17 protein-coding genes are annotated in these 18,158 nt (G+C 63.3%); 5 read left to right on the top strand and 12 right to left on the bottom strand.

Going from position 1 to position 18,158, the window contains the following annotated elements:
• The first annotated feature begins 226 nt into the window (after positions 1-226).
• Positions 227-2,497, top strand: coding sequence for an NADP-dependent malic enzyme (locus tag C0Z19_RS23830; RefSeq protein WP_102612311.1), 2,271 nt, complete (start codon positions 227-229; stop codon positions 2,495-2,497).
• Positions 2,498-2,631: 134 nt separating this feature from the next.
• Here C0Z19_RS23830 and C0Z19_RS23825 read toward each other — a convergent pair whose 3' ends face one another.
• Positions 2,632-6,219 (bottom strand): indolepyruvate ferredoxin oxidoreductase family protein, encoded by a 3,588-nt coding sequence (locus tag C0Z19_RS23825; RefSeq protein WP_102612310.1) that lies wholly within the window; start codon positions 6,217-6,219, stop codon positions 2,632-2,634.
• 407 nt (positions 6,220-6,626) lie between these two features.
• Between C0Z19_RS23825 and C0Z19_RS23820 the strand changes: the two genes are divergently transcribed.
• Positions 6,627-6,941, top strand: a complete 315-nt coding sequence (locus C0Z19_RS23820) for a hypothetical protein (RefSeq protein ID WP_102612309.1) — start codon at positions 6,627-6,629, stop codon at positions 6,939-6,941.
• Positions 6,942-7,046: 105 nt separating this feature from the next.
• On the opposite strand, the gene hppD is transcribed toward C0Z19_RS23820, so the two are convergent.
• Entirely contained in the window at positions 7,047-8,144 is a 1,098-nt protein-coding gene (gene hppD / locus C0Z19_RS23815; RefSeq protein WP_102612308.1) for a 4-hydroxyphenylpyruvate dioxygenase, read from the bottom strand.
• Positions 8,145-8,321: 177 nt separating this feature from the next.
• Between hppD and C0Z19_RS23810 the strand changes: the two genes are divergently transcribed.
• On the top strand, positions 8,322-8,813 hold the full coding sequence (locus tag C0Z19_RS23810; RefSeq protein ID WP_102612307.1) for an Lrp/AsnC family transcriptional regulator: 492 nt from the start codon (positions 8,322-8,324) through the stop codon (positions 8,811-8,813).
• Positions 8,814-8,980: 167 nt separating this feature from the next.
• On the opposite strand, the gene C0Z19_RS23805 is transcribed toward C0Z19_RS23810, so the two are convergent.
• The 7 genes from C0Z19_RS23805 to paaA all read right to left on the bottom strand — a co-directional run bounded on the left by C0Z19_RS23805 (position 8,981) and on the right by paaA (position 14,533).
• Positions 8,981-9,652, bottom strand: a complete 672-nt coding sequence (locus C0Z19_RS23805) for a GNAT family N-acetyltransferase (RefSeq protein ID WP_146012129.1) — start codon at positions 9,650-9,652, stop codon at positions 8,981-8,983.
• Positions 9,653-9,883: 231 nt separating this feature from the next.
• On the bottom strand, positions 9,884-10,504 hold the full coding sequence (locus tag C0Z19_RS23800; RefSeq protein ID WP_102612306.1) for a TetR/AcrR family transcriptional regulator: 621 nt from the start codon (positions 10,502-10,504) through the stop codon (positions 9,884-9,886).
• 177 nt (positions 10,505-10,681) lie between these two features.
• Complete coding sequence (gene paaE / locus C0Z19_RS23795) at positions 10,682-11,770, bottom strand: 1,2-phenylacetyl-CoA epoxidase subunit PaaE (RefSeq protein WP_102612305.1); 1,089 nt, start codon at positions 11,768-11,770, stop codon at positions 10,682-10,684.
• Positions 11,771-11,775: 5 nt separating this feature from the next.
• Complete coding sequence (gene paaD, locus C0Z19_RS23790) at positions 11,776-12,342, bottom strand: 1,2-phenylacetyl-CoA epoxidase subunit PaaD (protein WP_102612304.1); 567 nt, start codon at positions 12,340-12,342, stop codon at positions 11,776-11,778.
• Positions 12,343-12,383: 41 nt separating this feature from the next.
• On the bottom strand, positions 12,384-13,187 hold the full coding sequence (gene paaC / locus C0Z19_RS23785; protein WP_102612303.1) for a 1,2-phenylacetyl-CoA epoxidase subunit PaaC: 804 nt from the start codon (positions 13,185-13,187) through the stop codon (positions 12,384-12,386).
• A gap of 5 nt (positions 13,188-13,192) precedes the next feature.
• Positions 13,193-13,477: a 1,2-phenylacetyl-CoA epoxidase subunit PaaB gene (gene paaB / locus C0Z19_RS23780; RefSeq protein WP_102612302.1), complete on the bottom strand. Its 285-nt coding sequence runs from the start codon at positions 13,475-13,477 to the stop codon at positions 13,193-13,195.
• 57 nt (positions 13,478-13,534) lie between these two features.
• Complete coding sequence (gene paaA / locus C0Z19_RS23775; protein ID WP_102612301.1) at positions 13,535-14,533, bottom strand: 1,2-phenylacetyl-CoA epoxidase subunit PaaA; 999 nt, start codon at positions 14,531-14,533, stop codon at positions 13,535-13,537.
• A 204-nt stretch (positions 14,534-14,737) separates the two neighbouring features.
• Here paaA and C0Z19_RS23770 point away from each other — a divergent pair, with 204 nt between their 5' ends.
• Complete coding sequence (locus C0Z19_RS23770) at positions 14,738-14,920, top strand: hypothetical protein (RefSeq protein WP_102612300.1); 183 nt, start codon at positions 14,738-14,740, stop codon at positions 14,918-14,920.
• A gap of 47 nt (positions 14,921-14,967) precedes the next feature.
• Here C0Z19_RS23770 and C0Z19_RS23765 read toward each other — a convergent pair whose 3' ends face one another.
• From C0Z19_RS23765 to C0Z19_RS23755, 3 genes are read right to left on the bottom strand one after another with little or no spacing between them, the layout of a single operon-like run.
• On the bottom strand, positions 14,968-15,447 hold the full coding sequence (locus C0Z19_RS23765; protein WP_102612299.1) for a lytic transglycosylase domain-containing protein: 480 nt from the start codon (positions 15,445-15,447) through the stop codon (positions 14,968-14,970).
• A gap of 37 nt (positions 15,448-15,484) precedes the next feature.
• Positions 15,485-15,913, bottom strand: a complete 429-nt coding sequence (locus tag C0Z19_RS23760; RefSeq protein WP_146012128.1) for a hypothetical protein — start codon at positions 15,911-15,913, stop codon at positions 15,485-15,487.
• Between the two features lie 15 nt (positions 15,914-15,928).
• Complete coding sequence (locus tag C0Z19_RS23755; protein ID WP_233196266.1) at positions 15,929-16,321, bottom strand: hypothetical protein; 393 nt, start codon at positions 16,319-16,321, stop codon at positions 15,929-15,931.
• Positions 16,322-16,648: 327 nt separating this feature from the next.
• Here C0Z19_RS23755 and C0Z19_RS23750 point away from each other — a divergent pair, with 327 nt between their 5' ends.
• Positions 16,649-17,800, top strand: a complete 1,152-nt coding sequence (locus C0Z19_RS23750) for an SGNH/GDSL hydrolase family protein (RefSeq protein ID WP_425330308.1) — start codon at positions 16,649-16,651, stop codon at positions 17,798-17,800.
• Positions 17,801-18,158 lie beyond the last annotated feature (358 nt).

The raw sequence follows: 18,158 nt of genomic DNA, 5'->3' as shown, positions 1-18,158 counted from the left end.
TATTTTACCCGAGTCCGAATCAGCTCCTCTGGAAACGCAGTTTAGGGGGTGTACACTAGGCGCCCCGCGAAACGCTCTCGCGCCGCCTGCCCCACCCCCTGGCAGGCATTGGCGCCGCGCCCAACCGGCGCCAGCATCGCTGCCGCAGTCGCTACCTCTCCGACTTGTCAGGCGCGGCCCCGCGCGAGCGTGCCGGTCCGAATTCAATTACGTCTCAGGCTCAAAAATGGACGAACAACTGAAGCAAAGCGCCCTCGCATATCACCAGAACCCGAAGCCCGGCAAGATTTCGGTCACGCCCACGAAGCCGCTGTCGAACCAGCTCGACCTCTCGCTCGCCTATTCGCCCGGCGTCGCGGCCGCTTGCGAGGCGATCCACGCCGATCCGCTCGATGCGCAAAAGTACACGTCGCGCGGCAATCTCGTCGGCGTCGTGACGAACGGCACCGCGGTGCTCGGCCTCGGCAATATCGGCCCGCTCGCGGCCAAACCCGTGATGGAAGGCAAAGGCTGTTTGTTCAAGAAGTTCGCCGGCATCGACGTGTTCGACATCGAACTGTCCGAATCGGACCCCGATAAGCTCGTCGAAGCGATCGCGATGCTCGAGCCCACGCTCGGCGGCATCAACCTCGAAGACATCAAGGCGCCCGAATGCTTCTACATCGAGCAGAAGCTGCGCGAGCGCATGAAGATTCCCGTTTTCCACGACGATCAGCACGGCACGGCAATCATCGCGTCGGCCGCCATCCTGAACGGCCTGAAGGTCGTCGGCAAAGAGCTGTCGAAGGTCAAGCTCGTCTGCTCGGGGGCCGGGGCGGCTGCGATCGCCTGTCTGGACCTGCTCGTCAAGCTCGGGTTGTCGAAGCAGAACGTGCTCGTCGCCGATTCGAAGGGCGTCATCTACGAAGGGCGCGGCAACCTCGATCCGTCGAAGGCGCGCTACGCAGCGGACACCGATGCTCGCACGCTCGCCGATGCCATCAAATCGGCTGACGTTTTCCTCGGCTGCTCGAGCGCGGGCGTGCTCAAGCCCGAGATGGTCAAGGAGATGGCCGATCGGCCCTTGATCCTCGCACTGGCCAATCCCGAGCCCGAAATCCGTCCCGAAGACGCGAAGGCCGTGCGCCCGGACGCCATCATCGCGACGGGGCGCTCCGATTATCCGAACCAGGTCAACAACGTCCTGTGCTTCCCGTTTATCTTCCGCGGTGCGCTCGACGTCGGTGCGACGACGATCACCGAAGAGATGAAGCTCGCCTGCGTGCGCGCGATCGCCGAATTGGCCGAAGAGACTGACCAGGGCGATGAAGTGGCGAAGGCTTATGAAGGGCACTCGCTCGAGTTCGGTCCCGAATACCTGATTCCGAAGCCGTTCGACCCGCGTCTGATCATCAAGATCGCGCCGGCCGTTGCACAAGCGGCGATGGATTCCGGCGTTGCGACGCGGCCGATTCAGGACATGGACGCTTATCGCGAGCAGCTCGGCACCACCGTCTACCGCACGGGCATGGTCATGCGCCCCGTGTTCGCCGCGGCCAAGAAGAAGGCCGCCCGCATCGTGTTCGCCGAGGGAGAAGACGAACGCGTGCTGCGCGCTGCGCAATTCGTGCTGATGGAAAAAATCGCCAAGCCGATCATCGTTGGCCGCCCGTCAGTCGTCGAAATGCGGTTGAAGAAGATGGGCTCGAAGCTCAAGGTCGGCACCGATTTCGAGATCATCAACCCCGAAGACGATCCGCGCTTCACGCAAAGCTGGCAGCTTTATCACGAGATCGGTGCGCGCGACGGCGTGACGCCCGAGATCGCCAAGGCCGCGATGCGCAAGTTCAATACGCTGATCGGTGCGATCCTGATTCGTCTGGGCCAGGCCGACGGCATGATCTGCGGCATGATCGATACGTATCACAGCCATTTGAAGTACATCGAGCAGGTGCTCGGTCGCGCGCCGCAGGCCGAGCACTATGCGGCGATGAACCTCTTGATGTTGCCGGGCCGCAATCTGTTCATCTGCGATACGTACGTCAACGAAGTGCCGAGCGCCGAGCAATTGGCCGACATGGCGATTCTGGCCGCGCGCGAGATCGAGCGTTTCGGCATCGTGCCGAAGATCGCGCTGCTGTCGAACTCGAACTTCGGCAGTGCGCCGTCGGCATCCTCGCAACGCATGGCCGCTGCGCGCAAGTTGATTGCCGAACGTGCGCCGCAACTCGAAGTCGACGGTGAAATGCATGGTGATGCGGCGTTGTCGGAAGTGATCCGCAAGCAGTCGTTCCCGGGCACGACGCTCACGGGCGAAGCGAATCTGCTTTTGATGCCGAACGTCGAAGCCGCGAACATCGCGTACAACCTGCTCAAGATGGTTGGCGGGGAAGGGGTGACGGTCGGGCCGTTCTTGTTGGGAGCGGACAAGCCCGTGCATATCCTGACGCCTGCTGCGACGGTGCGCCGAATTATCAATATGACGGCGGTGGCCGCGGCGAACGTGCGGACGGAGTAAAGCCGCGGGGCAACGGGCCGCCGCTCCTGACCCGCTGGTAAAAACAACAAAGCCCCGCGTTCCGAAAAACGCGGGGCTTTGGCTTTTTCAGTTCCAGCGAGCGCTCACCACGCGCTCGCCCTTGTCAAACCGGCTCACGCCGCATGTCGCGTCGCCCCTCCTGGCGTGCGCCACTTCGCCAGCAGGTCATTCCACTTCACGCGCACGGCCTTCAGGTTGTTTTCCTTCACGTGCCCGTACCCGCGAATCCCATCGGGCAGATTTGCGAGTTCGATGGCGAGCGGCAGATTCTCGGCCTTGATCCCCGAGATCAACTCACGCACGAGCCCTTCGTATTCGCCGATCAACGCACGTTCGGTCCGACGCTCTTCCGTCTTGCCGAACACGTCGAAAGCCGAGCCGCGCAGGAACTTCATCTTCGCGACGAGCCTGAACGCCGTGAGCATCCAAGGCCCGTATTGCTTCTTCACGAGATGGCCCTTCGCATCCTTCTTCGCCAACAGCGGCGGTGCGAGGTAGTAGTTCAGCTTCCAGTCGCCTTCGAACTGCTCCTTCAGCCTGGCAAGGAACGCAGGGTCCGTCTGCAGGCGCGCGACTTCATATTCGTCCTTGTACGCCATGACTTTGTACAGATTGCGTGCCACAGCTTCCGTCAACGGTTCGCTGACGGCATTGCCGTCAGCAAGTCCGCGTTCGGCGGCCCGCACCTGCGAGACGAGCGTCTCGTAGCGCTTCGCATACGCCGCATCCTGATAAGCCGTCAGCAGCTCGACACGCTTGGCGATCAGTGCGTCGACCGACTTTTTCGTATGCAACGAAATGACGGTCGCGCCAGCGTCATGCGCACCGGCAGCAGGCTGCGCCGCACGCTCGACGCTGGCCAGATCGAACGCTGCACGACGGCCCCATTCGAACGCGGCGAGGTTCTTCTCGACCTGAACGGCGTTGAGCTCGATCGCCCGCACGAGCGAACGATGCTCGAGCGGCAGCCAGCCGCGTTGCCATGCGTAGCCGAGCACGAACGGGTTCGTGTAGATCGCATCGCCGAGCAGCGCGACGGCGAAGCGGTTCGCATCGATGAGATCGACATGTTCGCCGGCGGCCGCGCGGACATCTTGTTCCGTGCTCGTGCCGGGGAACGTCCAGTTCGGGTTTTTGATGAACTCGGCCGTGGGCGTCTTCGAGCTGTTGACGACGACGCGCGTCTGCCCGATCTTCATCCGCGACGTGCATTCGTCGCCGGCCGTGACGATCGCGTCGCAGCCGATCACGAGATTCGCTTCGCCCATTGCGATGCGCGTGGCGTGGATGTCCGTCGGCGCATTGGCGATCTGCACATGGCTCATCACGGCGCCGCCCTTTTGCGCAAGGCCGGTCACGTCGAGCACGGTCACGCCCTTTTGCTCGAGGTGAGCGGCCATCCCGAGCAACGCACCGATCGTGACGACGCCCGTGCCGCCCACGCCGGTGACGAGCACGCCGTACGGGCGGGCGATCGCGGGCAGCGTCGGTTCGGGGATCGCCGGCAGACCCTCGCTGGCTGCGGCGCCGACGGCTTTCGGCTTACGCAACTGGCCGCCTTCCACCGTGACGAAGCTCGGGCAAAAGCCCTTCAGGCACGAGAAGTCCTTGTTGCAGCTCGACTGATTGATCTGCCGCTTCGTGCCGAGCTCGGTTTCGAGCGGTTCGACCGACAAGCAGTTAGACTGTACCGAGCAGTCGCCGCAGCCTTCGCAGACGGCCTCGTTGATGACGACGCGCCGCGCCGGATCGGGGAATTCGCCTTTCTTGCGGCGCCGGCGCTTCTCCGTTGCACAGGTCTGGTCGTAGATGAGGATCGTCGTGCCTTCGATCTCGCGCAGCTCACGCTGGACGGCGTCGAGTTGGTCGCGGTGATGAACGGTCACGCCCGGCGCCAATAGCGTCGTCCCGCTGTATTTCTGCGGCTCGTCCGTGACGATGACGATCTTCTTCACGCCTTCGGCCGCGAGTTGATGCGTGATCTGCGGCACCGTCAACACACCGTCGACGGGCTGGCCGCCCGTCATCGCAACGGCGTCGTTATAAAGGATCTTGTAAGTGATATTCGATTTTGCGGCGATCGCGGCGCGAATCGCGAGCAGGCCCGAATGGAAGTAAGTGCCGTCGCCGAGGTTCGTGAACACATGCTTCTCGTTCGTGAACGGCGCCTGCCCCGTCCAGGCGACGCCTTCGCCGCCCATCTGGCTGAACGTGCTGGTATTGCGGTCCATCCAGACCGTCATGTAGTGACAGCCGATGCCGGCCATCGCACGCGAGCCTTCGGGCACATTCGTCGACGTGTTGTGCGGGCAGCCCGAGCAGAACCAGGGTTTGCGCTCGGCCGTAACGCGCGGCTTGGCCAGCGCCTTTTCCTTCGCTTCGATGACGGCGATCCGCGCTGCAATGCGTGCGCGCACGTCGGACGGCAACTCGAATTTCTCGAGACGCGTTGCAATCGCTTTGGCGATCAGCGCGGGCGAGAGTTCGTAGTGAGCGGGCAGCAGCCAGTTGCCCATCGGCACCGACCATTCGCCGCCGGCGCCGTCTTTTTCGTCGAACTTGCCGAACACGCGCGGGCGCTGGCCGTCCGGCCAGTTGTAGAGTTCTTCCTTGATCGCGTATTCGAGAATCTGGCGTTTCTCTTCGACGACGAGAATTTCGTCGAGCCCGCGTGCGAACGCTTGCGCGCCTTGCGCTTCGAGCGGCCAGACGCACCCGACCTTATAGAGTCGAATGCCGATGCGAGAGCAGGTGTCATCGTCGAGACCCAGGTCGACGAGCGCCTGACGCACGTCGAGATAGGCCTTGCCGCCCGTGATGATGCCGAAGCGCGCGTGCGGCGAGTCGATCTCGACGCGATCGAGCTTGTTCGCCCGCACATAAGCGAGCGCCGCATACCACTTGTAGTCGAGCAGCCGCGCTTCCTGCTCGAGCGGCGGATCGGGCCAGCGAATGTTCAGGCCGCCCTCGGGCATGACGAAGTCGCCCGGCAGGATGATCTGCGTGCGGTGCGGGTCGATGTCGACCGAAGCCGACGATTCGACGACGTCGGTCACGCACTTCATCGCCACCCAGAGTCCCGAGTAGCGGCTCATCGCCCAGCCGTGCAGGCCGAAGTCGAGGTATTCCTGGACGTTCGACGGAAACAGCACGGGCACGCCCGATGCCTTGAAGACGTGCTCGGACTGGTGCGCGAGCGTCGAGGATTTGCAGGCGTGGTCGTCGCCGGCGAGCACGAGGACGCCGCCGTGCCGCGAAGTGCCGGCCGAGTTGGCGTGCTTGATGACGTCGATGCTGCGGTCGACGCCGGGCCCCTTGCCGTACCACATCGAGAACACCCCGTCGTATTTGGCGCCGGGGTAGAGATTGACCTGCTGCGTGCCCCATACGGCCGTGGCGGCGAGATCTTCGTTGATCCCGGGCTGAAACACGACCTGATTGGCGGCGAGGTGCTTTTTGGCTTTCCAAAGCGCGAGATCGAGACCGCCGAGGGGGGAGCCGCGATAGCCGGAAATGAAACCGGCCGTATTGAGCCCGGCAACCTGGTCGCGCGCGTGTTGCAGCATGGGCAGGCGGACCAGCGCCTGGATGCCGCTCATATAGGCGCGCCCGCGTTCGAGCGTGTATTTGTCGTCGAGCGTGACGGAAGATAGCGCGGCTTCGAGCGAGGCTCGCTGACCTGCGTCCAGCGGGGCATTCATTGTATTGACTCCTCAACCCTGTTTGGGATCACCAAAACGTCTCAGCGTCGCCATCTTGTGGATGGTTCGGCCGGGGCCGCCATATTGGCGGATTTTTTTCGATGGTAGCACTGGTGGAAACCCGCCGCAGCAGTCAAAAATAGTGCCATCGCTTGTCCGGCAAGACTCTCGCGGAGTCACGATATCTCGAAATTCGTTCTGCAAAGATGTGTCAGGGCGGCGTTTCTGTCTGTAACGGCCGTAACGTGTTGTTTTAAGGCTGGAGTCGCCTCGGGTGATTTGGTCTAATTTGTCCCACTCGCCATCGTCCGAGCGGCTGTGTCATCGAATGACATGCCGGCCCGTCGGGCTCGCGAGGCGTCCTGGGCGGCGGTACTGCGCGGGCGCACTAAATACAAGGAGTACAGATGGAAAAGCGACACGTTCAAACCTTTCTGATGATTTCCGCCGCATTCTTCGCGATGGGCTTGCCCGTGCGTCACGCACAGGCCGGTGTGGTCGCGGCGGCGGTATCGCGCACGCTCGCTCAGGCGGGGATCGGCGCGAGCCCGGCCGAGGCCTGGGCTGCATCGCTGGGCGGGGCGGGCGCACGGACCTCGCGTTTCGCAGCCCGCCCGATCGCGCAGGCCAGCCGCGAACACGCCACGACGGCCGAGACGGCCGCCGCCAAGCGGCACGAGTTGCAGATCCAAGCCGATTCCGCACCGAACGTTCTCATGTAACGGTGATCGACGCGCGGTGCAACCCGCGCCGGCTGCGGGCCGGGTGCCCCGCCGCCTGTCTCCCTTGCGGGCGCGCAACGGCAGCAGCCGGGCGCGCCCGACCCGTCAGGCCTTGTCCTGCACGACGCCGCGGCGAATCTGATCGAGTTCGATCGATTCGAACAGCGCCTTGAAGTTGCCTTCCCCGAACCCCTGATTGCCTTTGCGTTGAATGATCTCGAAGAAGATCGGGCCGATTTGATTTTCGGTGAAGATCTGCAGCAACAGATCGTCCTTCGCTCCGTCGATCAGAATCTTGCGCTTCCTGAGTTCCTCGAGCGGCTCGGTGTGTCCCTCGACGCGACGATCGACGAGTTCGTAATACGTGTCGATCGTATCGAGCAGCTTGATGCCCGCGGCACGCACGCCGTCGACGGTGCGATAGATGTCCGATGAGCCCAGCGCGATGTGCTGAATGCCTTCGCCGCGATAGGCGTCGAGATATTCCTGAATCTGGCCGGCCGTTTCGGAGCCTTCTTCGTTGATCGGAATGCGGATCTTGCCGCACGGCGACGTCATCGCTTTCGACTTCACGCCTGTGACCTTGCCTTCGATGTCGAAGTAGCGAATCTCGCGGAAGTTGAACAAACGCTCGTAGAAGTCGGCCCATTCCTGCATGCGGCCGCGATGGACGTTATGCGTCAGGTGATCGATATAGGTGAGCCCATGGCCGACGGGATGCGGATCGGCGCCGGGAATCGGTTCGAAGTCGACGTCGTAGATGTCGATGTCGCCGACACTGCCTGCCTGCGCGCCGTTCTTGCCGCGCCAACGGTCGACGAAATAGATCAGCGAATCGCCGACGCCCTTGATGGCCGGAATGTTCAGCTCCATCGGGCCGGTCTTGTTGTCGAAGCCCCAGGCGCCGAGGTCGAGGGCGTGCTGGTACGCCTTGGCCGCATCCTGGACACGGAATGCGATCGCGCAGATCGACGGGCCGTGCAGGCGCGCGAAGCGCTGCGCGAACGAATCGGGCTCGGCGTTGATGATGAAATTGATGTCGCCCTGGCGATACAGCGTCACATCCTTGTGGCGGTGACGGGCGATGGCCGTGAAGCCCATTTGTTCGAACAGCTTGCCGAGCGCCTTCGGGTCGGGTGCCGTGTATTCGATGAATTCGAAGCCGTCAGTGCCGACGGGGTTGTCCCACGTTTGAACCTGCATGCTTGTCTCCGTGTTTCGCGATGATGCGGCTGGAATCAGGTCGGTGCGGCCGCGCGTCGCAGGCCACAGATAGACGCAAGTGTATAGCGGTCACATCGACGAAAATTTGCGAAATTTGTCGGCGTCGACTACGATTGCGCAATTTTCTGTCCTAATAAAACCGAGGGGAGTGAGAAAATGGCTGATATCGAGCTCGATGCCGTCGACAGGCGCATTCTGGCGTTTTTGCAGGAAAACGGACGGGCCTCGAATCAGGATATCGCCGAGCGCGTGAACCTGTCGCCGAGCCCCTGCCTGCGGCGCATTCGGCGGCTCGAAGAAATCGGGGTCATTCGCGGCTACGTGGCGCTGCTCGATCCGCAGAAGTTAGGCCTTGGACTGCTCGCCTACGTCAACGTTCGTTTGGAGAAGCGCGGCGGCGCGACGGGCCATGCCGGCACGACCCACGCCGAGCTTTTTCGCGCGGCCGTGCAGGCGTGGCCCGAGGTCGTCGCCTGCCATGCGATGACGGGTGAAATGGACTATCTGCTGCGCGTGCAGGTCAAGGACATGGTCCATTTCTCGCGCTTCGTGCAGGACCAGTTGCTGCATCATCCGTCGGTGATCGACGTCAAGACGAGCTTCGCACTCGAATCGTTCAAAGAGACGACGGCTTTGCCGATCCTTTGACCGTTGCGTGCGAAGGCAGATCGCGTGGTCGGAGTCGGTCTGGATGGAGGGAATGGGGCGGCGAAGCGACCGAAGTCGCCTCGCCGGGCGCACCGCACAGGGGAGAGCAGTGCGCCAGGGGAAGATGCATGAAGGGTGTCGGCAGCTGCGGGACCGTTCGGCGAGCGTCAGGCCAGCGCTTCGTCCGGCATCATGGCTTCGATGAAACGCGCCGTATTGCGCGCTTGGCGCTTGATCGCATAGTCGAACAGGGCGGCTTGCTCTTGCAGCATCTCGGTGATGATGCTCGTCTGGTCGGCCGGCGGCAGCGTCAGGTAGGCGTCCGCGCTGCCGTAGGCATATTCGATCTTCATGCCGGCTTTCCTGGCGATGTGCATCATCGTGGTGTTGCGCGACAGGCAGTACATATAAAGCGTGGTCACGCGCGTGTTGCGGCCATGGATCGCCGCGCGTTCGAACAACTTCGAGCCGACGCCCATGCCTCGCGAGCTTTCGAGCACCGAGACGCCGAACTCGGCGGTCCGTTGTTCGCCGTCGGCCGGCAGATAGGCCAGATGGCCGACCCCGACGAGTTCCAGCGCGTGATCGTAGACGCCGAATACCTTGTCGCGGGCGAAATCGATCGAACGGACGTAGTTCTCGATCACATGATCGGGCGCGGCCTGGCCAAAGCGCAGCAGGCGATCGTCCTCGCCCAGCGCCAGAAAATGCGCGAGGAGCGGGTCCCGGTCGCCGGCTGTCAGCTCGCGCACGAGCACCAAGTCACGATGGGCCGCCTGCGAGCGGCGGTCGTGTTGCTCGATCGACGCGACGGCGCGAGTAGAAAGGTGCGGGTTCATCGTGGGTTCTCCTTTTCGTCATGCGTCTCATGTTGCGACGCAGTGCGAATTTTACCCGATGCGCATCGGCATCACTAGGGAAAACCCGAATCTTACCCCGAGGGCGGCTTCTATTTGCTGCGTTGTCGGCCGTAAGTGGCTGATTATTAGGTACAAAATTCTATGTTGCGCATGCGCATCATGTCATTTTGACCGATTGCATCCGCCCAAAGGCATGCTGCGATGCAGCGTTCAGTGCTGCGTCGGGTCAACACCGCCGACGAGTCCCCGCTCGAGAACGTCGATGACCTGGTCCGCGAATTCGCGATAGCCCAGACGTCCGCCGGGCTTGAGCCAGGTGAAGGTCCAATTGATCATGCCGAACACCATCATGGTGAGCGCGGTCTGGTTTTCTTTCGTGGCGCGTTCGGGGTAGGCGCGCGAGAGCTGACGCGCAAAGGCTGCGACGATATCGCGCTGTCGATCGAGAATGACCTCGCGCTGGCTGTCGACCAGATACTTCACGTCGTTGAGCAGCGCAACGTGCCGGCTGTGCGAAGTCTCGTACTCCGTCAGGAACGCGCGCACGAGTTCGGCAAAGCTCTCGCGCTCGGACAACCCGCGCCGCTGGCTCGCGCCTTCGACCTCGGCGATGATCAGCATGAGCCGCTTCGTGTAGCGGTCGAGCAGGTCGAACAGGATTGCTTCTTTGCTCTCGTAATAGTGATAGAGCCGTGCTTTGGAGGTACCGCTTGCGGCGGCAAGCTCCGCCATCGACGTGCTCGGGTAGCTCGTCTGTGCAAAGGCGGCGGCGGCAAGTTCAAGGATTTGCTCGCGCTGGGTTTCGTGATCGGGTGCTCGGGTACGGGCCATGGTCTTATCGTCGTTTCGGGCCGGCCGAGGTACAAGAGAGGAGCCGCTGGTCTCTTCCTGATCGTCGCTTGCGGGCGCCGCGCGGCGGGTGAACCGCTGCCGGGGCGCCTTGCTTCGGGCCGCCGCGGCGCTAGTTTACGCGAAACGCGCCGCGGGTCGGGCGAAGGCGACGGACGCTCAGCGCTCGTCGTAGCTGACTACCACGCGCTCGCTGACGGGATGGCACTGGCACGTCAGCACGAAGCCATCGCGGATCTCCTGCTCTTCGAGCGTGTAGTTCTTGTCCATCTTCACTTCGCCTTCGAGCACCTTCGCCCGGCATGTGCAGCAGACGCCGCCCTTGCAGGCGTAAGGCAGCGCGAGGCCCGCGTGCAAGCCGACATCGAGCAGGCTCGCCCCTTCATACGGCAGCCGCATCTTGCGACGCTTGCCGTCGATAATGATCTCGAGCTCCGCAGCCGGCGTTTCCTCGGTGATCTCGACGGGCGCTGCGCCCGCTTGCGGCAGCGGCGAACCGAAGCGCTCGACGTGAACCTTCGACGGCTCCACGCCGGCGGCCTTGAGCGCCGCCTCGGCTGCATCCATCATCGGCGCGGGGCCGCAAATGAATGCTTCGTCGATCGAAGCCGCCGGCACCAACGTCTCGAGAAATGCGGCGCATTTCGCCTGATCGAGCACGCCGTTGAACAACTCGACGTCCTGCATATCGTCGGACAACACGTGGTACAGCACGAACCGGTTCATGTAGCGGTTCTTCAGATCTTCGAGTTCTTCGGCGAACATAATCGCATCGACGCTGCGGTTGCCGTAGATCAGCGTGAAGGTGCTGCGCGGTTCCATATCGAGCGTCGTCTTGACGATTGCCAGCACGGGCGTGATGCCGGAGCCGCCGGCGAAGGCGACATATTGCTTGCCCTGCTCGGCGTTCAGATGCGTAAAGAAGCGGCCGTCGGGCGTCATGACGTCGATCGCATGACCGGCCTGCAGCGTATCGAACGCGAAGTTCGAAAAGCGCCCGCCGCGCACACGCTTGATGCCGATGCGCAGCTCGCCGTCGCGGTCATAGTCCGTCACGCCTACGCAGATCGAATAAGAGCGCCGCGTCTCCTCGCCGTCGACGTGGGCCTTCAGGGTCACGAATTGCCCTTGCGTGAAGCGATATTGCTCGCGCAGTTCGGGCGGGACTTCGAACGAAACCGAAACCGCATCGGCGGTCTCGGGCCGTACCTCGCGGATGCGCAGCGAATGGAATTGCGGAGTCGTCATAGGTTTCAGTAGGGCTTGAAGTAATCGAAGGGTTCGCGGCAGTCGAGGCATCGGTAGAGCGCCTTGCAGGCCGTCGAGCCGAACTGCGCGAGGCGCTCCGTATGGATCGAGCCGCATTGCGGGCAGGCCGGCGCGGCGTCCGGGCGCGGCACGAAGCGAATGGTTTGCTCGCCGGCCGCTGCGCTCGCGCAGCGGCCGCCGGGCGGCGCGATGCCGTAGGCGCGCAGCTTCTCGCGCGCTTCGTCGGTGATCCAGTCGGTGGTCCACGCAGGCGCGAGGACGGTCTTGATCCGATGTGGCGTCAAACCCGCCCGCTCGAGCGCGTGCCCGATGTCTTCAGCGATATGCGCCATCGCCGGGCACCCCGAGTAAGTCGGCGTGATCACGACTTCCAGCGCGCCGTCTTCGCCGCGCTCGACACTGCGCAAAATACCAAGCTCTCTGATAGAGACCACCGGGATTTCCGGATCAGGTACCGATTCGAGCACGGACCAGGCGCGGGCGAGCGCTTCGTCGCCGCTCGTGCCGGCTTGCTTTTCAGCGAAGTCGAAACAGTCAGATGTGCTTGGCATTTTGACGAACCGGAAAAACAGTCGACGACGGCTTCATTCGATCACCAGGTCGCGCCAGGATGCTGGCGGGCGAGGCTCTGCATTTCCGCGAGCAGGAAGCCCATATGCTCCGAATGCTCGCCGAGCTTGCCCGTGGTGATGTGTTGCACCGGCGCGGGCATCGTCAGCGGTGCTTCGGCGAGCGTGGCTTGCACGTCGCGCTGCCAATCGGCCTCGAAGTCCGCGGCGCGCACGCCGACGCCCGCGGCTGCCACCGCGTCTTCAATGGGATCGGCCGCGAAGCACTCGCGCAGGTAGGGCATCAGATGATCGAGCGCGGCCTGCGCACGGCGATGCGATTCTTCCGTGCCGTCACCGAAACGAATGAGCCACTCGCGCGCATGCTGCAATTGATAGCGCGTTTCCTTGATCGCCTTCGAGGCGATCGCCGCCAGTTGCGCGTCCTTCGACCCTTCGAGCGCGGTCCAGATATGCGCCATCAGCGCGGTATAGAGGTAATTGCGCACGATCGTCACCGCGTAATCGCGGCTGCTGCTCGCCGTGCCGCTCAGCGGGCCGCGATGCGGCAACTCGACCAACGTATAGTTGGCGAATTCGCGTTCGGCGCGGAAGTAGGCGTAATCGTCCTCGGTCTTCTTCGCGCCGGTCAGCAATTGTTCGAGCGTCGCTGCGTGCGAATAGAGCATGCGGGCCTGCCCGATCAGGTCGAGGCTCATGTTGGCGAGCGCGATGTCCTCTTCGAGAACGGGCCCGTGCCCGCACCACTCGGCATTGCGCTGACCGAGGATCAGCGCGTTGTCGGCAAGACGCAGCACGTAGGAAAGATGTTCGGGCGTGGTCGTCATGACGGTTACATGTGGTTGACTGCGTCGGGTAGCGTGTAGAAGGTCGGGTGACGGTAGATCTTGTCTCCGGCCGGCTCGAACAAATCCGCCTTTTCGCTCGGGTCGGAAGCGGTGATCGCGCTGGCGGGCACGACCCAGATGCTCACGCCTTCCTGGCGGCGCGTATAGACGTCGCGCGCCATGCGCAGCGCCATCGACGCGTCCGCGGCATGCAGGCTGCCGCAATGCTTGTGATCGAGGCCCTGCTTGCTGCGCACGAACACTTCCCAAATCGGCCATTCCTTGTTCATGAACTGACTCCTGAATCCTTGGTAGAACCGGGCGATCGGCTACCGCCCGGCGGTGTATCAAGCCGCTTGTTGTTGCGCGCGCTGGCGAACTTTTTCGGCATGGGCGAGCGCTGCTTCGCGCACCCAGGCGCCTTCGTCGTGCGCTTTCACGCGTGTGGCGAGGCGCTCCCGGTTGCACGGGCCGTCGCCGCCGACGACACGCCAAAACTCGTCCCAGTCGATCGCGCCGTAGTCGAAGTGTCCGCGTTCCTCGTTCCATTTGAGGTCGGGATCGGGCAGCGTGACGCCGAGCACCTTCGCTTGCTCGACCGTGGCATCGACGAATTTCTGGCGCAGATCGTCGTTCGAAATCCGCTTGATGCCCCACTTCGCCGATTGATTGCTGTGGACGGAATCCTTATCGCTCGGGCCGAACATCATGAGCACCGGCCACCACCAGCGATCGACAGCCTGCTGCACGAGTTCGCGCTGCGCGTCGGTACCTTTCATCATGGCGAGCAGGGCGTCGTAGCCTTGACGCTGATGGAACGACTCCTCCTTGCAAATGCGGATCATGGCGCGGGCATAAGGACCGTAGGTACAGCGGCAGAGCGGAATCTGGTTCATGATCGCGGCGCCGTCGACGAGCCAACCGATCACGCCGACGTCGGCCCACGTGGGCGTCGGGTAGTTGAAGATGCTCGAGTACTTGGCGCGACCGCTGTGCAGCGCGTCGATGAGCTCATCGCGCGAGACGCCGAGGGTTTCGCAGGCGCTATAGAGATAGAGCCCGTGGCCGCCCTCGTCCTGCACCTTCGCGAGCAGGATCGCCTTGCGCTTCAGGCTCGGTGCGCGTGAAATCCAGTTGCCCTCGGGCAGCATGCCGACGATCTCCGAATGCGCGTGCTGCGAGATCTGCCGCACAAGCGTCTTGCGGTAGGCGTCGGGCATCCAGTCCTGCGGCTCGATCTTGCCGTCGGCGGCGACGACGGCGTCAAAGCGTTGTTGCTCGGGCGACGCCGCGCCCGTATCGAGCGCCGCGACGTTGCCCGGAATATCGAGGGATTGCGTATACATGGGAACGATCTCGTCCTGAGTTGTACGTTGCCGCGAGTATAAACCAACCGACCGGTCGGTTAATAAATTATTTTTTTGAGGCGACGGGATCCGATCGACCAAAGAAAGGATGGCCGGGCCGAAGCCAGACAGGGCTCGCGGTCAGACTATGGCCTGCTAGACTGAAAGCATCGTGTTCCAGCCGACGCCTCGTGCGTTCCGACCATGGCGACCGTATATTTCGTGAAGATCGGCGAGCAATACCTTTGCCCGGGAGAGGATGGCGACATTGGCTTTACCGCCTCGTTCGAGGAGGCCGAGCACTTCCTTTCCTATGAAGAGGCGGAGCGCGCCGCGCACGAGTGCGCCGATCCCGGATACCAGATCATCACGCAGCAGCGGCAATAGGCGCCGCTCCGGCACATGCCCCGCCGGCGGCACGAGCGCGCCGCGCGCTATTTCGCCACGCCCCATGACACGAGCACGCCATGGATGCTGCGTGCGTACTGATCGCGTAACGAAGGCGTCTCCGAGTGATAGGCGCCGATCGCGTGCCACGTGTTGCCGTAGCGAATCATCTTTTGCTTGAGCATCCATGCCGCAACGTAGGTATTGACGCAGGCATCCTTCAGTGCGCCCGGCGGTACGCCATAACGGCGCAGCTCGGCGAAATGCACGGAGTTGATCTGAGCCTGGCCGACGTCGATGCTGCCGTCGGCATTGCGGTGAACGGCGTTGGGGTTGCCCTTCGATTCGTACCACGCGATCGCGCGCAGAACGAGCGGATTGACCCCCTGGTAGGCGCCGGCGCGTGCGAAGCAATCCTCTTGCGCGCGCGCCGCGCCGGCTGCGCCGAGCAAGCAGGCTACCCCGAGCACGACCCCGGTCAGTCGCGCACGTGAGCTGCAAACACTGGCGGCAAAGTCGGTTCTCATCTGGCGATCTCCAACGGCTGAGGGGCGAAGCGCGCTGTCAACGGACGTCTGCCACCGAGACCGCGCCCGACGGCGCGAGCCGATCGCGCGGATCGTGGGGTGTTTCGCGCAGCGCATTGTCGAGCGTGCGTTCGACGGCGGCCAGGTAAGCCTGCGATTCATCGCTGACGATGACGCGGACCGTCGCTTCGACGGCTTTGCGCGGTGCCGCGCGTCGGGTCTTCTTGCCAGAGCGACGGGCTTTGGTGACGGGGGCGGCGTCTTCTTCCAGTTGCTGTGCCGACGAAGGGGGCAACGAAGCCAGAGACGGCAGCGGCGGAAACAATTCGTTCGGGCCCGCAGCTTCCGCTGCTGCCTTGGTTGACAGCGGCGATGCACCGCCGTGCGGACTCGTCTGGGCATGAATCGGCAGTGCTGTTGCGAGGCACAGGCATCCGGCCAACCGGAGCGCGAAGTAGCGAAACATGGTCGTCTCCATAAGCTATTCGGTAGGTCCGAGCTGGATCCGGTAGGGCTGACAGCTGCCTACGGCAAGGTCTTCGAGTCGGATGGTCGCGGCGCGCGAGGGTGCGATGCCGCGCTTGATCGCCTGGTTCAGGTACGGGAAGTCCTGTGCCAGCGCGGCGACGCGGATCGTCGTGGGTTGCGATTGTTTCGAGGCGACCGCGCCAACCTTCCCGAGGATCGCGGTGAGATGAGGATCGCGTGCGCCGAGCGCGTCGGGCGGGATCGTGAAGTCGACGACCGGGGTCGGTGTCTGAGTTGCGGACGCCGATTGCTGCGGCCCGTCGGACCGAAGCGCCTGCAACTGCGCGCACCCGGATAGGGCCGCGACGACAAGAAGGCAGATAAGCGAGCGGATAGGCGCTTTCACTTTGATCTCCGAGACTGAGAAGTGCTTTATCGGCAGCCTCGGCCCGATGATTAAAACTGACGAATGCGGATTCGGGTGCGCACGCCTCGGGCCACCACCCCAGCTTGGCGCGCCCCGCTTGGGCCCGTCATCGTTCTTCTCATGAGGCACAATTCCGTTTCTGTCCCGAAATCCCGCACGCCGATGAATGATTGGTCCAACCCCATTTTGCGAGCCGTCCGCGCATCAGGCGCGTCCCTGCTTTTTCTGGCTTGTATCGCGTCCACTGCGCAGGCTGCCGCGCCGGCCGTCGTTTCGAGCGGTTGGGTTACCGCGTGGGCATCGGCCATGCAGTCGATCCCCGATCTCTCCAATCCGCCGCCTCTTTACCGCACGCCCGAAGTAGCGGGGCGCACGGTCAGGCAAATCGTCTATCCGACGATCTCGGGCAAGGGCGTGCGCATTCGGATCAGCAACGTCGACGGGCGGGCGCCGCTTACGCTGGCCGGCGTCGCGCTCGCGCAGTCCGCGGGCGGCGCGGCGACGCAACCGGGCACGTCCGTGCGCGTGACCTTCGGCGGGAAGCCGTCGATCGTGTTGAGGGCCGGCGCGGAAGCGTACAGCGATCCGATCCAAACGACAGTCACGGCGGGCGAACCGTACGCGATCAGCCTCGTGGCCGGGCCATCGCAGGCGATGACCGCCTGGCATCGGGTAGCGAACCAAATCAACTATGTGTCGGCGCCTGGTGATCACTCCGCCGACGCGGCGCCTGCCGCGTACACGCGCAAGTTCACCGAATCGGCGTGGGTCAGCGCGCTTGACGTACAGGCGCCGCGCGGGGTGGCAATCGCGGCGATCGGGGACTCCATTACGGACGGCCTGCGCTCGAGTCTGAATCGAAACCGGCGCTGGCCGGACGCGTTCGGGCGTCGGCTGCAAGGGGCCGGGGACGAGCCCGTGGCTATCCTCAACCTGGGCATCAGCGGCAACCGTCTGCTCAATGATTCATCGTGTTATGGACAGGCGCTCGAGCGCCGCTTCGATCGCGACGCGCTGGGTCACGCGGGGGTGACGGCCGTGCTCGTGCTGATTGGCATCAACGACATCAACTTCGCGTCGATGCCGCCGCATGCGGGCCTGGATTGCGACGCGCCGCATACCGCCGTGACGGCGCGCGATCTGACGGAGGGCTACCGCAGACTCATCGAGCGGGCGCACCAGAGCGGCGTGCGCATTTTCGGCGCCACGCTGACGCCCGCCTCGTTGCCGCCCGCTCGTGAGGCGGTGCGCGCAGCGGTGAACGACTGGGTGCGCAACAGCCATGCGTTCGACGGCGTCGTCGATTTCGATGCCGCATTGCGCGACCCCGCGCACCCTGACCGTCTGCAGCGGCGCTTCGATAGTGGCGATCACATCCACCCGAGCGACGAGGGGTATGAAGCGATGGCTGCGGCGGTGCCGCTCGAAGCTGTCGTCACGGCGGCGCGCCGCCACTAAAAAAAGTTGCGTCACACCCTTGTCATCGCGGGTGTGTTTGACCTACTATTCGCTTCCTCCTTTGTGAGGCGGCGACGAAGCGGCGCCGGCGGCAACAGGTTTTAAGCGAAAAGCTAAAAAAACAGTTGACGCGATGCGAAACACTCTGCATAATCTCGTTTCTCTGCTGCTGACGCAGCAACGCAAGACGGGCGGTACCGGAAGGGAAGGTTCTTCAGGTGCTGCCGGCGGTCAAGCGACGCGATCTTTAAAAATTTACAGCCGATAAGTGTGGGCGCTTGATAGCGAACGCGAGGTTGGGTCTTCGGATCTGGCCGATAGCGAAAGTATCAAGTCTCACACTAGTATTGAGGTAGGG

Source organism: Trinickia soli (assembly GCF_002879855.1).
GTDB lineage: Bacteria > Pseudomonadota > Gammaproteobacteria > Burkholderiales > Burkholderiaceae > Trinickia > Trinickia soli.
Note: the sequence above shows the minus strand (reverse complement) of the source record. Positions and strands in the feature narration are given on the sequence as shown.